The organism is Proteus sp. G2669, from assembly GCF_009915245.1.
GTDB lineage: Bacteria > Pseudomonadota > Gammaproteobacteria > Enterobacterales > Enterobacteriaceae > Proteus.
This window is the reverse complement of sequence record NZ_JAABLX010000013.1, coordinates 34,334-49,318: the sequence shown is the minus strand read 5'-3', so window position 1 is coordinate 49,318 and position 14,985 is coordinate 34,334. Positions and strand designations below refer to the sequence as shown.

Below are 14,985 nucleotides of genomic sequence, written 5' to 3'. Positions count from 1 at the left end.
CAAAATATCTTCTAAATTAGGAAGGAATAAACAGTGAATAGTCGTACATTGCTTATGTTTTCCGCGATTAGTGGCTTTTTTTATGTCGCTTTTGGTGCATTTGCAACACATAAGCTAGCACCTCATTTATCGCCACAACATTGGGAATACATCCAGTTAGCGATGCGTTACCAGATTGTACATACCTTGATACTTGTCGGGATCGCAGCAATATTAATGCGAAAAACCATCTTATGGTTTTATTGGGCAGGTATTTTCTTTAGTGTTGGTATTCTACTTTTCAGTGGTAGCCTTTATTGTATGGCGCTAACACAAGTTAGATTGTTATCTTATTTTACGCCAATTGGTGGGTTTAGTTTTCTTATTGGTTGGACTTTAATTTTTATTGGCGCTTTGCGTCTAAGGGCACCGGCGTCTCGCCATGAATAAAGTTGCATTATATTGTCGCCAAGGTTTTGAAAAAGAGTGCGCGGCTGAGATTACGGATAAAGCAGGTCAAATCGGCGTTTATGGCTTTCCTCGTGTTAAAGAGGGAAGTGGCTATGTGATTTTTGAATGCTACCAAGAAGGTGAAGCAGACAAAATTGCACGTGAAGTAAATTTCCGTGAATTAATTTTTGCTCGTCAGATGTTTGTGACAGGTGAATTACTTAAAGATTTACCGCCAGAAGATAGAATTACACCAATTGTTGGAATGCTAAAAGGTGCTGTTGAAAAAGCGGGTGAACTTCGAGTTGAAGTTGCTGATACTAACGAAAGTAAAGAGCTATTAAAATTTTGCCGTAAATTTACGGTGCCATTACGTAATCATTTACGTAATGAAAAAATTTTGCTGAAAGTAGAGAATTTTAGCCGTCCTATTATCCATGTGTTTTTCATTGCACCGGGATGTTGTTATGTTGGCTATTCTTATAGCTTTAATAATTCCGCATTCTATATGGGTATTCCTCGATTAAAATTCCCATCAGATGCACCAAGTCGTTCGACACTGAAACTTGAAGAAGCATTTCATATCTTCATTCCTTATGACGAATGGGAAGAGCGCTTAGCTAGTGGAATGAAAGCGGTAGATTTAGGAGCATGCCCCGGTGGTTGGACATATCAATTAGTGAAACGCAGTATGATGGTACATGCTGTTGATAATGGTCCAATGGCACAATCTTTGATGGATACAGGGCAAGTTCGTCATCACCAAGTTGATGGTTTTAAATTTGAACCTACATCTAAAAATATCACATGGCTTGTCTGTGATATGGTTGAAAAGCCAGCTAAAGTTGCTGCGTTAATGACAACTTGGGTTGCCAATGAATGGTGTCGTGAAGCTATCTTTAACCTAAAATTGCCAATGAAAAAGCGTTATGAGGAAGTCTCTCATATCCTTGAAAAAATAAAGTCAGAGTTAGCTGAAAAAGGGGTTAACGTTAAGATCCAAGCTAAGCAACTTTATCATGATAGAGAAGAAATAACTGTTCATATTCAAAATATTTGGGCTGCTTATCGACCCGATCGTGAATTCTAAAAACGTTCAAAGCACATCGATTTATTGATGACAATAAAAAGCTAAGCTTATAAATTGAAGCTTAGCTTTTTTAATGGGATCTCGTTATTTAAGGATATCTGCTCGTTGAATTTTAATAATTGAGAGCTTAGCTATTTTAAACGTAACTGTTGTAGATTACCGTTTAATTGAATATCAGTGCGTAATGTTGTGATTTTCCGACTGATAAATGCAGACTCTTTATGGGTAATAAGTTTGTTTTGCCATTTAGTAGGAACATCATCAATATGCTGATAGAGCGATTCTAGATCTGGGTGAATTTGTAAAAGCTCGGTGGCACTTTTAGGTCCAATACCAGGAACGCCTGCAACCTTACTGCTGCTTACGCCTGTTAATCCCCAATAATCAGTAAGCTGAGATGGTTCGACACCAAATTCTGCTCTGATAAATTCTAAATCTAACCAACGTCGTTGAAAATAATCGCGTATACGAATAGAGGGTGAAAGTAATTGGCAATACCCTTTATCGGTTGAAATAATCGTGACTCGAAAACCCGCACTCGCCACTTTTGTTGCCAATGTTGCAGCGACATCATCCGCTTCATCACCGCCAGAGTGCCAGCTTTGTATTCCTAAATTGAGTAACATTGCTTTAATTTCTGGCAATTGTTGACGCAGGTCATCAGGCATTGGTGTGCGACCTGCTTTATAATCAGGTAAGAGTTGATGTCGCCAACTACCGTCTCTGTCATCTTCATCAAAGACCGCTACGGCATGAGTAGGTTGGGTGTGACCAAGCAGTTGGTTGACGCTCTGTTCACACACAGTCTGGCAGGAAGAACCTGATGCCGCATGAATGCGGCGGATCAGGTTTAAAGCATCAATAATCAGCAAATGTATCATAATAAATTAGCTGATAATCTCATAACATGGTTGGTAAGCTGTACCGCCTGGAAGTTTCATACGATGTTGCTCAACAAAGCCCGCTAATAAAATATCCATGCGCCGCATAATTTCACGGTCACCATGAATTTTATAAGGGCCGTAAGCTTCAATCGCCTTCATACCTACTTCTTTTACGTTACCTGCAACAATACCAGAGAATGCACGACGTAAGTCAGCGGCTAATTTTTCAGGTGATTGATCGGTGCTTAAGTTAAGTGATGCCATATTTTCATGTGTTGGTTCAAAAGGATGCTGTAAGTCAGCATTGATTTTCATTGACCAGTTAAAGCTATAAGCATCACCAGTACTACGACGATTATCTTTTACCAATGGCATATATTTTTTCATAATGCGAGCCACTTCAGGCGCATCATCAATAATAATTTGGTAATGGCGTCGAGCCTCATCACCTAATGTATTTGCGATAAAATCGTCGAGTACATTAAAGTAATCAGCACTCTCTTTCGGGCCAGTTAAAATCAGTGGTAATACTTGATCTTGGTTTTCTGGAGACATAAGAATACCAAGTAGATACAGTAATTCTTCGGCAGTTCCCACACCACCAGGAAAAATAATAATACCATGTCCAATACGAACAAAGGATTCCAGACGTTTTTCAATATCTGGCATGATAATCAGTTCGTTAACCAATGGATTTGGTGGCTCAGCCGCAATGATTGAAGGCTCTGTCATACCAATAAAACGGCTATTTTTATATCGTTGTTGAGCATGGCCGACCGCAGCACCTTTCATTGGTGCTTCCATCGCGCCTGGACCACAACCTGTACAAATATTAAGTTCTCGTAGCCCTAATTCGTTACCCACTTTTCGGCCATAAAGATACTCAGTTTCATTGATAGAGTGGCCACCCCAGCACACAATCATATTAGGATCTTCATCGATATGAAGGGCCCTAGCATTACGCAAAATAGAGAAAATAGTGTTAGTGATATGAGTGCTATTTTCTAAATTAAGGTGCAGGTCACGTTTGGCTGTTGTGATTTGTCCATGAACAAACAAAATGTCACGAAGTACAGCAAATAAGTTAGCTTGCAGTGAACGAATAATTTTTCCATCAACAAAGGCGTCTTCAGGAGGATTGACTAACTCTAATTTAACGCCACGTTCACGGCGCAGTACGTTAATATCAAAATCTTGGTATTTAGATAACAGTTCTTTACTACTATCAGTAAGGCTACCAGAGTTGAGGACAGCAAGAGAACAATTACGAAACAGTTGGTAAAGATCACTGCTTGCGGTTCTCTTTAGCATATCAACTTCTAGCTGTGAAAGCAGATCCATGGAACCTAATGGGCTGACATGAGTTATCACGTAGGACTCCTTTTTCTCCTGAAATAACAAACTGAAGTGCAACTGATCTTGGTATAACACAGATCATATTAACATACAGGCATTATTCCTATTATTGTCTGGCTAATCGACTGACTTTTGGAACAAACTCACAATTACTACGCCAAGGATTGATATCTAATCCACCACGTCGCGTATATCTTGCATAAACAGTTAATGTTTCTGGCGCACAAAATTGCATGATGTCGTGAAAAATTCGCTCAACACATTGTTCATGAAATTCATTATGTTGCCTAAATGAGACTAAATAACGTAGCAATTTTTCACGATCAATTTTTTTGCCTTTATATTGGATAGCGACAGATCCCCAATCTGGTTGATTGGTAATAAGGCAGTTTGATTTTAACAGATGACTGACTAGAGTTTCTTCAACCAGTGTATCGGTTGTCGATCCGTTTAACCATTGTGCATCAAACTGATAATTATCGATTTCAATGTCTTGTTCATCAATACACTCTCCAGCAAAATCAACAATAGATTGTGATGTAAAATGTGAAAGTGGGTAAATAGTCAGATTCACTTTACCTTTAGCACAAGAAGTTAAATCTTTAAGTAAGGTTTTTTCAACGATATCCCAGCTTTCAAAGCGAGTTTGGTTAAAACTGTTGAGATATAGTTTAAAGCTTTTAGACTCAATGAGGTTTTCCGTCTTTGCATCTAATTCAACATGACCAATTGCAACTTGTGGTAACCCTTTGTTATTAAGCCAAGAGAGTTCATACATAGTCCAAATATCACCACCATGAAATGGCAAATTTTCAGCAGTTAAAGAAAGTGAGTCTCGGTTTAGGCTACGTGGTACACCTTGTAATAATTCGGCATCATAGTGATCATGATATTGAATCTTTTTGCCTAAAGATAATGTTTCAAGAGATTTATCACCTTGATATAAAGACATAATTTACATCCTAACTTTAACTGAAAATAAAAGAAGGTTAATTATACTATTGAAACATCAATAGTATACGAATGCTTTATTTTTGATGCTCTGAATTAATAACATAATCAGGTAACATAAAGGCTAATTTTTATTTAATAGATAAAGCTGATAACCGTGATTGAAAATATTTCCTCTGAATTAAAAGCCTTCACCCAAAAATATGTTGAGTTATGGCAAGAAAAATCAGGTTTACCTCCTGCGAGTGAAGATCTCTATGGTGTTCCTTCCGTTTGTATTTCAAGAACAGGTGATGAAGTCGTTTATTGGCTACCTCAACCTTTTGTGGGAACGGATAAACTAGAAAAAGTTGAAAAAGCGATGGGGATTATTATTCGCCCTGAATTACATAATTACTTTACCACTCAGTATGCGGGAGATATGCAAGTTCGCTTTAGAGATACACACTTGAGCTTAATCCAAGTTTGGAGCGAAGAAGATTTTATCCGCCTACAAGAAAATATTATTGGGCATTTGGTGACACAAAAGCGGCTGAAATTAACGCCAACTTTATTTATTGGCACAACAGATTCAGAAAACGACATAATTTCTGTATGTAATGTTTCTGGCGAAGTTATTCTTGAAACTTTTGGTCAAAAGAAAAGAAAAGTTTTAGCGGAAAATTTATTTGTTTTTTTATCAGAATTAGTCGTGGTGTATAGTGAATGATGTAGTCTTAAAACTATTCTTTGTGTGAGACATATCTTACAAAAAAGAGTCTGTTTTTTTAGATAATGGGTCCTTGTATAAGAGTAAATTTGATTTATTTAAGTAGAGCAATAACTTAATAACCTATTGTTTTTATTTATGGTTATTTCTATTTGATTGCTTTTATTTTGTGGGTTGTTTAACTAATCAATTATTGGCATTCTACGTTCACCAACTAAAGGACTGCTTGGTGGCCGATATAATGTAAAGTAATCAAGGGCACAGGAAATAGGATATTTCCATTAATGTGGATACAGACTTAATCACAGGGATAGATAAAACGGTCTTGCTTGGATGCATGTGTTGTACAGACAGCTATTTTTCTTGTCTAAAAGGAGTTTCGGCTCCTTTTATTTTTTTATTTGTTTTCTGCTATTCCATCCCAATGTTATCCTTATTCGTAAGTTTTATATAAGGAACACATGATGACAGCAGAACAACGTATTTTAGCGAAATTGCTCTTAATCGAAAAAGAGATGAAGAACATTGAGCTATGGCAATTAGGATCACCGACTGAGCAAGCATTTGAAAGTATTGAACCTTTTTGTATTGATACAATGAGTGCTCATGAATGGTTACAGTGGGTATTGATTCCACGATTGTCATCAATGATTGAAAATGAGATGCCATTACCTAATTCATTTGCAATCGCGCCTTATTACGAAGAAGTATTCAAAGATGATGAAAGTCGCGACTTTACTGATTTACTCAATCATTTGCGTGAACTTGACGCAATGTTTAAATCATAAGGCTGACAATGCTAGATATTATTTATCAAGATGAATATCTTGTTGCGGTGAATAAACCTGCGGGCTGGCTTGTTCACCGTAGTTGGCTCGATAGACATGAAACGGTGTTTGTGATGCAAACACTGAGAGATCAAATAGGGCAACATGTTTTTCCTGTACACCGTTTAGATAGACCTACGTCTGGTGTTCTATTAATGGCACTCTCTTCAGATGTTGCTAGGGCTCTTTCTCAATCTTTTGAACAACATAAGACAGAAAAAATTTACCATGCCGTTGTCAGAGGGTATGTTGAAGAAGCGTTAGTGATTGATAGTCCTTTAGTGGAAGAGTTAGATAAAATTGCAGACAAATTTGCAACTCAACCACCACAAATTCAAGAATGTGTAACACATTGCCAGCCATTAGCAACCGTTGAAAAAGAGGTTGCGATTGGGCGCTATCCTACATCTCGATTTAGTTTATTAGAATTGCGTCCTGAAACAGGTCGTAAGCATCAATTACGTCGCCATATGTCTCACATTCGCCACCCAATTATCGGCGATACTGCTCATGGTGATCTACGTCAAAACCGTGGTGTTGTAAATCATTTTCAATCTCATCGCTTGATGTTACATGCAAGCCATCTAAATTTAATTCATCCAATCACATTGCAACCGCTTAATTTAACGGCTAAATGGGATCTCCCTTGGCAACACCTTATTAATCAATTTGGTTGGCGTGGATTAAGATCTGAATTAGAGCTGTATGGCGAAGATTTATCTCATCACTTTTAATTCCTTTCTTATTCAAAATATTGATTTCTATATGTGACTATCAAGGCTTTTTTACTTAAGTCTTGATGGTTTGCGCAAATTTATAATCTCTATTAACTATTTGTAAAATATATAATTCTATAAATTGATCTGATCACATGCATTGAAACGTGACAGCTATCATGTATTCATTAAGCGATTTATTTTATGATGTGAAATAAATAAGGCTTATCATTAGATAAGTTTATGAAATAAAACCCACACTACTTTAAACAAATAAAAAACTTACAACATATAAAACCCACACTCCGGGAGTCTGCTTGATGTTTAAAAACCTATTTGTTGTTTTACAAAAAATCGGAAAGTCCTTGATGTTACCGGTATCTGTATTGCCTATTGCCGGTATTTTATTAGGGGTTGGTTCCGCAGATCTATCATGGATCCCCTCTTCTGTTTCTCAAGTTATGGCAGAAGCTGGTGGTTCAGTTTTCTCTAATATGCCACTTATTTTTGCCATTGGTGTTGCATTAGGCTTTACCAATAATGACGGGGTATCAGCGCTAGCTTCCGTAGTGGCTTACGGCATTATGTCTAAAACCATGATAGTGGTTGCTCCTTGGGTTTTAGGGCTTTCACCAGCTGAAATTGAGGCTCAACATCTTACTGATACTGGTGTGTTAGGGGGGATTATTGCAGGTATTATTGCGGCCTCCATGTTTAACCGCTTTTATCGCATCAAATTACCTGAGTATTTAGGATTCTTTGCTGGTAAGCGTTTTGTTCCTATTATTTCGGGATTAATTGCTATTTTTGTTGGGATTATCTTAGCTTTTATTTGGCCTCCTATCGGTACCGCTATCCAACGTTTCTCTGAATGGGCAGCCTATCAAAACCCAGCTGTTGCTTTTGGTATTTACGGTGTTGTAGAGCGTGGATTAGTACCATTTGGTTTGCACCACATCTGGAATGTACCGTTCCAAATGCAAGTGGGTGAATATGTAAATAGTGCAGGACAAGTATTCCACGGTGATATTCCTCGTTATATGGCAGGTGACCCAACCGCTGGTATGTTGTCAGGTGGCTTCTTATTTAAGATGTTTGGTTTACCTGCTGCCGCTATTGCGATTTGGCATTCAGCACGCCCTGAGAATCGTGTAAAAGTGGGAGGGATCATGATTTCTGCGGCATTAACTGCCTTCTTAACAGGGATCACTGAGCCTATTGAGTTCTCATTTATGTTCGTCGCTCCAATCCTTTATGTTATTCATGCTATTTTGGCTGGTTTAGCGTTTGTTATTTGTATCTTGTTAGGTATGCGTGATGGTACAAGTTTCTCTCATGGCTTGATCGACTTTATCGTATTAAGTGGTAATAGCAGTAAGCTGTATCTATTCCCAATTATTGGCATACTTTATGCCATAACTTATTACTCAATTTTCCGTTTTTTAATCGTGAAACTAAACCTGAAAACACCAGGTCGAGAAGTTGAAGATAAAAACGCAAAACAAGCGGATAAAAGCGCGATGGGGCAATCTTTAGTTGCTGCTTTTGGCGGTAAAGACAATATCAGTAGTTTAGATGCATGTATCACACGCTTACGCATTGGTGTAAAAGAGATCGATAAGGTTGATCGTGATGAATTGAAAAGATTGGGCGCTGCTGGTGTAGTTGTAGTCGGCTCTGGTATTCAAGCAATTTTTGGTCCTAAGTCAGATAATCTAAAAACTGAAATGGATGAATATATCCGGTCTTTGGACACGACTGAACAAGAATAAATTATTTTTGATTGAATTATAAAAACACTCTTATGTGTAAACAAAGAGTGTTTTTTTATTGAAATAATATAGATGATAATTATGTAATTCTCTTAGGTATTAATCTGAATCTAGGAGGAAGTATGAATTCAACATTATCGATAGTAAATAATAAAAAATTTGTACTCTTACTAGAAGATAGTAAAGAGGCCTATTTTGAAGAAAAAGATTTATTTTCATTTATAAAATATAGAGGTGAAGAACTAAAGATCTTCAATAAAGATAAGAGGTTTATATTTTCAAAATTTAGTTGTGAATTAAAAAGTACATTTGAAAAGTATATTTTAAATAATAAAAATAGATTGGAAAAATTAAATAAAATTATTATTGAAGAGGGGTTGGTTGATAAAATAAAGATCTTTGATGGAAAAGTAGATGTGTTAAACTTAAATAGTGGTGATGATCTTAATCGTTTGTTTTCTTCATTGTTGAGGAATAAAAGTAAACATAGTACACTCTTTAAAATGTTATTTAGTGATAATAATATATTAATTAATAACTTCATCTCCAAAGATAAAAAAGAAATCTTTCATAATATTGAAAAAATTGCAAATAATATAAATAGCAATGGGGTTTTATCATTATTTAAAAGTAGAAAAAAAACAGAAATATATGATAAAAAGATGTCAGTAATGTTGGAGGTTCAATCAATAAAGCCTGAAATTATGCGAACCGAAAATGATTACACTAGTAAACCAATAGATACTGGGGGTTGTAACAAAATAAGGCATAATAAAAAAGAAGAATGTAGTGATGACTTAAGGGAAATAAGAAAAGTAGATAATGAAAAATCAAAGATAATAAAAGAAGTTAATGAAGGAAAAGAAAGGTTAAATAAATTTTTAGACATCTTAAATGAAGGGGCACTTAATATTATTAGATCTATAATTCATATATCTCATTTTATTAATTGTAATGATAAAAATATTGACGAGAAATTTATTAATGAACTTGATATTGATGTCGATAAATTAAGAGATAGAAGTGATAATGTTAATTTAAATGGTGATTTCTTTAAATTAAGCATTGAAGATTTGAAAGTGAAATTAAATGAATTAAATTTAATTGTTAGTGAGCTTGATAAAAATAAAAAAAGAATAGCTATGTTTAAAGAACATAAATTAAACATTATTTATGAAGGGATTAGTTCATATAAACTCTTTACAATTAATCAGAATGACGTTGATTTTAAAAAATATTTTTTTGATAAAATAAGAGACGTTTCTTCTCAATTGTACCTTTATCATGGTTCATTAGAAAACCCTAAGGGACTCTTCTTTAGAATATATAAATATTTGTTTCCTAATAAGTATCTAGAAAAACAAAAGAAAAGTCATAATGCTTTTAATCAATTAAATATGTTATATAAAAATTTGTTCTGTTTGCTGCAATCTAAAGATTTTAAAAATAATTCAGTACCTAAATGGGCATGTAAATTAGTGGCTAAAACAATAAATGAATCTATACCTATGAATGATATTTTTTGGCAATTATCTAAAGAGCGAACAGAATGGAATAAAATTTATAAAGAATTTATTCTTGAGAAAGAAGGTGCATAATTTGTATATTGATAACGGTAGTATGTGACTTTCTATGTTTGTTGATAGATGGAATAGAGGATATTATGGCTAAAATCGGTATTTTTGTAGGTACAGTTTACGGAAATGCATTAGCGGTTGCTGAAGAGGCTCAACGTATTTTACTTGAGCATAAACACCAAGCTAATGTTTATGAAGAAGGAACTCTTGCGGATTGGAAAAAATATTCGACCGTATTAGTGATAACGTCGAGTACAGGGCAAGGGGATTTACCTGATACTATCGCACCTTTATTTCATGAACTGCGTGATAATTTGGGGTATCAGCCACACTTAAGTTACGGCTTAATTGCTTTAGGTGACAGTAGTTATGACCATTTTTGTGGTGCAGGTATGCAATTTGAAGCGCTATTACAAGAACATCAAGCCAAGCGTATTGGAGAAATATTAAAAATAGACGGTATGGATATCGCAGAGCCAGAAGTATTTGCAATAGATTGGATAGAGAATTGGGTTAGTCAATTAGGTTAATTGAGAAAACAATTTAGTAAATCTAATTGGTCAATATGAAAATGAGTAAAGTGTCATATTTTAAATACCGCTTATTTCTATTTTATCAGAAAATAAGCGGTATTTTATGTAAAACTAACGTCTTAAATCGACTAAAATTAATTAGCCTTTGTGTCATATTATCAACGACGGGTTAGTTTTTCTAAATCAGCTTCAATTTCAGCAATCTTATTTGCAACAACATGTTCAAGATGGCGTAAATCGTCCAGAATTTTATGTTTTAAATCGACTTCTACTTGGTCTTGTTGGCAAATTTGATCTAATTCTTCAATAACATAACGTAAGTTAGTATTGATTTCATTTACTTCTTTAAAACCTTGCCCTGATTGACCATCAGAAATCGTTTTACGTTGACGCGGATATTTAAATTTTACGCTTTTTGCAAAAAATTCACCTTTATCTTTGCGAAAATAGATTTTTAAAATATCGTTGTTAGCTTCTTGGCGTAGGGTATAGCGGTCAATATCTTCAGGATGCGGGATCCCTAAATTTTTTAAATTATCGTACATATATTGGCACCTGATAGAAAAATGGGTGAAAGAATAGCGAACAGAATTAATTCTATCCGCTGTTCTTATATTAGTCGATAGTTCTTAACAATTCATTAATACCAACTTTTCCGCGTGTTTTAGCATCCACTTTTTTTACGATCACTGCACAGTACAGACTATAACTCCCATCTTTAGACGGTAAATTACCTGACACAACGACAGAGCCGGCGGGTACTCGGCCATAATGTACTTCGCCCGTTTCTCTGTCATAAATTTTGGTACTTTGGCCAATATAAACGCCCATTGAAATAACTGCACCTTCTTCGACAATTACGCCTTCAACAATTTCAGAGCGTGCGCCAATAAAACAATTATCTTCAATAATGGTTGGGTTTGCTTGTAGTGGTTCTAAAACACCGCCAATTCCTACACCGCCAGAGAGGTGAACATTTTTACCGATTTGAGCACATGAACCTACTGTTGCCCATGTATCGACCATGCTACCTTCATCGACGTAAGCACCAATGTTGACATAAGATGGCATTAAAACAGTGTTGCGGGCGATATAAGCACCTTGTCTAACGGCTGCTGGAGGGACAACACGAAAACCTTCTTTTTCAAAACGATCTTGGTCATAGTCAGCGAATTTCATAGGTACTTTGTCAAAATAGCGACTTTCACTGCCATCTATCACTTGATTGTGATTAATACGAAAAGAGAGTAGAACCGCTTTTTTCAACCATTGATGAGTCACCCACTGACCGTCAATTTTTTCCGCCACTCGCAGTTTCCCGCTGTCTAACTGTGCAATAACGTTATTAATTGCGTCACGAATATGAGGCTCAACGTTGTTTGGAGTGATATCGGCACGTTGTTCAAAGGCGTTATCAATAATAGATTGTAATGCTTGCATCAATAGTATTTCCTATATGTATTGTCGTGGGTTCCTATATTTTATCCTTTGAAACTAGGGCTTTTGTCAACCTTTCTACGACTTCATCCTTCATTTTTTGGTTTAATGCCTTATTTTCGCTATCGGTTAATACGAAGAAATCCTCAACACGTTCACCTATTGTGGTGATCCTTGCGCCATGTAGTGACAATGAAAGATCAGCAAAAACTTTACCAATAATTGCTAATAATCCTGGGCGATCTCGTGCAAATAATTCCATATAAGTGCGTTTATTATGATTAGACGCAACAAAGTTAATTTTTGTTGGAACATCAAAGTGGCGTAATTTTGCAGGCAGAGAACGTGTTTTCGCGTTGTTGTTATAAGGAGCTGATACAACTTGGATCAAAGCGTTGCGGATAGCATTATATCTATCAGTAGCTAGAGGCTTACCATTAGGCTCTAACACAATAAAGGTATCCATAGCCATATTATCGCGGTTAGTAAATATTTGTGCGTTATGGATGCTTAAATTACGTCTATCAAGTTCACCTGCAACGGAGGCAAAAAGAGAGGGTCTATCTGCGCACCAAATAAATATTTCTGTGCCACCATGTTCTGTTTGTTGGCTGATTAATACCATGGGATCAGAACTATTATGTTCAATTAAAGCAAGGGCATGCCATGCAATCTGTTCTGGTGTGTGTCGCAAAAAGTAATCGGCGTGACAACGCCCCCAAATTGCTTGCAATTTTTCTTCATCAACATGCTCTGTACGTAAAATAGTTAGTGCTTGCAAACGATGATGACGGATGCGTTCACGTAAATCAGGAATAGAATGCATACCTTGGCGTAATTGGGCTTCTGTAGATAGAAAAAGCTCACGTAATAAGCTCTGTTTCCAACTATTCCATAGACTACTGTTGGTTGCGCAGATATCAGCAACAGTCAAACATAAAAGGTAGCGTAATCGACTTTCATTTTTTACTTCTGATGCAAATTGAAAAATGATGTCGGGATCTTGAATATCACGTCTTTGTGCTGTGACAGACATAAGTAAGTGATGACTAACTAACCATTCAACTAATGCTGATTCCCTTTGATTTAAACCATGTTGTTGGGCAAAGTGGGCAACATCTTGAGCACCTAGCACAGAGTGATCACCATGCCGGCCTTTAGCTATATCATGAAAGAGTGCAGCTAAACGGAGCAATTCAAGCTGTGGCAGTTGTGGGTAAATATCAACACAGAGTGGGTGTTTTTCATGATTTTCTGGGGAACCAAAGCTTTCGAGCTTTTGTAAAACACGGATAGTGTGTTCATCAACAGTATAAGCATGGAATAAATCAAACTGCATTTGCCCCACAATGTTATTCCATTGTGGAAAATAAGCTGCGAGTACACTGTGTTTGTGCATAGGAATAAATGCACCAGAAACAGCATGAGGATGACGCAAAATCTGCATAAAAACTTGGCGTGCTAGTGGGTACTCACACAAAGGCTGAACTAAATGACGGCGCGCATAACGTAAATGGCGTAATGTTGTAGAATAAATTCCAGTGATCTCTTTATGCTCTGCCATACGCAAAAATAGGCGCATAATGGCGATAGGATCATCAAGAAAACAGCTATCATCGATAACATCAATCAAAGAGCCTCTTAGCTGGAATTCATTATCTAATGGTCGAGGTTTTACATTGGGTTGTAAAGCAAGGATGGCTTCATCAAATAACTGAAGCAGCATATCGTTTAACTCACTAACACGGCGAGTAACGCGATAATAATCCTTCATCATTTTTTCAACCGGCTGATTGCCTTCTCCTTGATAATTTAAGCATTGAGCAACGTTAAGTTGTCTATCAAATAGTAGGCGATTATCGTAGCGAGAAAGCACTAGGTGTAATGCAAAACGAATTTTCCACAGAGTGTATTGGCACTCTAGTAATTCTTGTCCTTCTGCGGGAGTTAAAAAGCCAAAGTTCACCATTTCTGAGATGGAGGTTGCACCAAAATGTCGATGAGCGACCCAAATTAAAGTATGAATATCGCGAAGACCGCCAGGGCTACTTTTAATATCTGGTTCTAGGTTATAGCTGGTACTATGAAATCGTTGATGTCTTTGTTTTTGTTCTTCTATTTTGGCTGCGAAAAAATCAGGTGATGGCCAAAATCCTTGGCTGAAAATATGATTAATTAACTGTTGATAAAGTGATTGATTACCACAAACCAAGCGAGCTTCTAGCAAATTTGTCGCTACCGTTAAGTCAGAGAGACCTTCTAAAAGACACTCTTCCATTGTTCTAACACTGACACCGATCTCAAGACGTACATCCCAAAGTAAGGTAATTAATTTACTGATTTTTTCGGCTATTTCTGGTGATAAAGCTGAATCACTTAAAAATAGAAGGTCAATATCAGAAAGGGGGTGTAGCTCTTCTCTACCATAACCACCAACAGCAATAATACTAAGGTCAGGATAATCAGATAATTGAGTATAACGCCATAATTGAGTTAAGAGTTGGTCAATGAAATGGCTACGGGCTTGAAGCAATAAAGTTACATCGACATTGTGGTGAAAAGCATCAGCTAACCAAGACTGAAATTGTTCGATAGATTGTTTTAGTTCAGTGTGATTTTGTGTGTTTTTCGTCAGCAAAAAAGGGGAAGGGGGCTGTGTTTGAAATACGTTATTAGTGGTCATCATTCGTCTTCTTACTCAATG

14 protein-coding genes are annotated in these 14,985 nt (G+C 36.3%); 8 read left to right on the top strand and 6 right to left on the bottom strand.

Annotated elements, in window-relative coordinates; genetic code table 11:
* Positions 1–33 precede the first annotated feature (33 nt).
* Both GWI68_RS03305 and rlmM read left to right on the top strand, forming a co-directional pair.
* Positions 34–429 (top strand): DUF423 domain-containing protein, encoded by a 396-nt coding sequence (locus tag GWI68_RS03305; RefSeq protein WP_109409076.1) that lies wholly within the window; start codon positions 34–36, stop codon positions 427–429.
* A complete protein-coding gene (gene rlmM, locus GWI68_RS03300) occupies positions 422–1,519 on the top strand; it encodes a 23S rRNA (cytidine(2498)-2'-O)-methyltransferase RlmM (protein ID WP_166539374.1) in 1,098 nt (365 codons plus the stop codon). Before GWI68_RS03305 ends, rlmM begins: the two co-directional genes overlap by 8 nt.
* 131 nt (positions 1,520–1,650) lie before the next feature.
* On the opposite strand, the gene xni is transcribed toward rlmM, so the two are convergent.
* The 3 genes from xni to queF all read right to left on the bottom strand — a co-directional run bounded on the left by xni (position 1,651) and on the right by queF (position 4,711).
* Positions 1,651–2,400 (bottom strand): flap endonuclease Xni, encoded by a 750-nt coding sequence (xni, locus tag GWI68_RS03295; RefSeq protein ID WP_098941999.1) that lies wholly within the window; start codon positions 2,398–2,400, stop codon positions 1,651–1,653.
* 6 nt (positions 2,401–2,406) lie between these two features.
* Complete coding sequence (gene ppnN, locus GWI68_RS03290) at positions 2,407–3,774, bottom strand: nucleotide 5'-monophosphate nucleosidase PpnN (protein ID WP_088494686.1); 1,368 nt, start codon at positions 3,772–3,774, stop codon at positions 2,407–2,409.
* A gap of 91 nt (positions 3,775–3,865) precedes the next feature.
* Entirely contained in the window at positions 3,866–4,711 is an 846-nt protein-coding gene (gene queF, locus GWI68_RS03285; protein ID WP_166539373.1) for an NADPH-dependent 7-cyano-7-deazaguanine reductase QueF, read from the bottom strand.
* A gap of 156 nt (positions 4,712–4,867) precedes the next feature.
* Between queF and syd the strand changes: the two genes are divergently transcribed.
* The 6 genes from syd (at position 4,868) to GWI68_RS03255 (ending at position 10,841) form a co-directional block, all read left to right on the top strand.
* Complete coding sequence (gene syd / locus GWI68_RS03280; RefSeq protein WP_166539372.1) at positions 4,868–5,419, top strand: SecY-interacting protein; 552 nt, start codon at positions 4,868–4,870, stop codon at positions 5,417–5,419.
* A gap of 464 nt (positions 5,420–5,883) precedes the next feature.
* Positions 5,884–6,207, top strand: coding sequence for a YqcC family protein (locus tag GWI68_RS03275; protein ID WP_109409073.1), 324 nt, complete (start codon positions 5,884–5,886; stop codon positions 6,205–6,207).
* An 8-nt stretch (positions 6,208–6,215) separates the two neighbouring features.
* Positions 6,216–6,980 (top strand): tRNA pseudouridine(65) synthase TruC, encoded by a 765-nt coding sequence (gene truC / locus GWI68_RS03270; RefSeq protein ID WP_166539371.1) that lies wholly within the window; start codon positions 6,216–6,218, stop codon positions 6,978–6,980.
* A 302-nt stretch (positions 6,981–7,282) separates the two neighbouring features.
* Positions 7,283–8,734, top strand: a complete 1,452-nt coding sequence (gene ptsG / locus GWI68_RS03265) for a PTS glucose transporter subunit IIBC (RefSeq protein ID WP_109409071.1) — start codon at positions 7,283–7,285, stop codon at positions 8,732–8,734.
* A 122-nt stretch (positions 8,735–8,856) separates the two neighbouring features.
* Positions 8,857–10,332, top strand: coding sequence for a hypothetical protein (locus GWI68_RS03260; protein WP_166539370.1), 1,476 nt, complete (start codon positions 8,857–8,859; stop codon positions 10,330–10,332).
* Positions 10,333–10,397: 65 nt separating this feature from the next.
* Positions 10,398–10,841 carry a flavodoxin gene (locus GWI68_RS03255; protein WP_166539369.1) on the top strand — a complete coding sequence of 148 codons (444 nt, stop codon included), beginning with the start codon at positions 10,398–10,400 and terminating at the stop codon, positions 10,839–10,841.
* 161 nt (positions 10,842–11,002) lie between these two features.
* Here the strand turns inward: GWI68_RS03255 and GWI68_RS03250 are convergent, their stop codons facing one another.
* The 3 genes from GWI68_RS03250 to glnD form a co-directional block, all read right to left on the bottom strand.
* Positions 11,003–11,389, bottom strand: coding sequence for a DUF3461 family protein (locus tag GWI68_RS03250; protein WP_006535910.1), 387 nt, complete (start codon positions 11,387–11,389; stop codon positions 11,003–11,005).
* Positions 11,390–11,459: 70 nt separating this feature from the next.
* A complete protein-coding gene (dapD, locus tag GWI68_RS03245; RefSeq protein ID WP_109409068.1) occupies positions 11,460–12,284 on the bottom strand; it encodes a 2,3,4,5-tetrahydropyridine-2,6-dicarboxylate N-succinyltransferase in 825 nt (274 codons plus the stop codon).
* A 34-nt stretch (positions 12,285–12,318) separates the two neighbouring features.
* Positions 12,319–14,964, bottom strand: coding sequence for a bifunctional uridylyltransferase/uridylyl-removing protein GlnD (gene glnD, locus GWI68_RS03240; protein ID WP_166539368.1), 2,646 nt, complete (start codon positions 14,962–14,964; stop codon positions 12,319–12,321).
* Positions 14,965–14,985: the final 21 nt, after the last annotated feature.